General features: G+C 45.4%; 2 protein-coding genes. Both read right to left on the reverse strand.

Annotation, left to right across the window (positions count from 1 at the left end):
• A partial coding sequence (locus tag R7E47_RS25270; RefSeq protein ID WP_318085554.1) for a glycosyl hydrolase family 18 protein occupies window positions 1-700 on the reverse strand: 700 nt, incomplete at its 3' end.
• A 131-nt stretch (window positions 701-831) separates the two neighbouring features.
• Window positions 832-1,051 (reverse strand): sugar-binding domain-containing protein (locus tag R7E47_RS25275; protein ID WP_318085556.1); only part of this gene is annotated, 220 nt, incomplete at its 5' end.

Genomic DNA, 1,051 nt, shown 5'->3' on the forward strand with positions numbered 1-1,051 from the left:
CCGCCGTAGAAAGTTCGTATTCACGTTTGGTTTGATTTGTGAGTTCATCTAACTCTGCACGCATGGTTTTCACCAAGTAGGTAAACGCCTCACGCTCAGACGCTTTTTGTTCATCAGAAAGCTTGGTATCTGGGTTCCAAGGCGACGTTGTTAAACCGCCACCGCCTGGGTATTCCCAATCCAAATCAATGCCATCAAAGAAATCATATTGAGCAAGCAACTCAACGGCACTTTTTGAGAACTGATCCATCGCTTGTTTGTTTTTCGCCATAGCATGGAACGGTTCGGACATTGTCCAACCACCAAAAGAAGGAAGAATTTTGAGATCAGGATGTTGTTTCTTCATTTCGGCAAGTTGAGCGAAGTGACCTTTGTATGGCACGTTAACTGAGACAGCGCCAAAGTTCTTTTCCAGTGCCGCTTCGGTATCGACAATGATCGCCGTATAGGGATCTTTTCCTTCGCATTGTTTAGCTACTAGGTTTTGCACCGTTTCAGAAGCACCGGTATGAGGACCGCACATACTGAGAAACGCGTAAATCACATGTGTCAGTTTATCGGCGGGAATATCTTTCACCGTGTATGGGTTTTCTGCGTTCGCGTACTGCCAATCCGCAAAGTAACCCGCTACGACTTTTTGCTCGGCGTGCGCCGCACCAGTTATCCCGATAATCAGTGCAGCAAGAAGTGTCTTTTTCATTGTTTTCTCCAGAGTAGGTGTACAAATTTAAAGCTACTCCTAGAGAATATTTTTAACTTGAAAACGAAATCAGGCTGCGAGTCATTTATAAATCCTCGCAGCCTGATTACATAAGTTGCATATTATTTGTGCTAACTCTCAGATGCCGCGTTGCCGTGCATCTGCTCATCCAAGTTCAATACTGTCAAAGCGTTGCTTACACTGGTAGCAATCACGTCGATTGCACCGGTACGTAACGCACCAAGTAATGCAAGCGGTTTACTGTTTTCAGCAGCGATAGCAATCACTTCTGCGATTGGCCGAAACTCTTCAATTCCAAGGCCAATGACACGGTCACTCATTACGGTGTTG

The organism is Vibrio sp. Vb1026 (assembly GCF_033338745.1).
Lineage (GTDB): Bacteria > Pseudomonadota > Gammaproteobacteria > Enterobacterales > Vibrionaceae > Vibrio > Vibrio alginolyticus.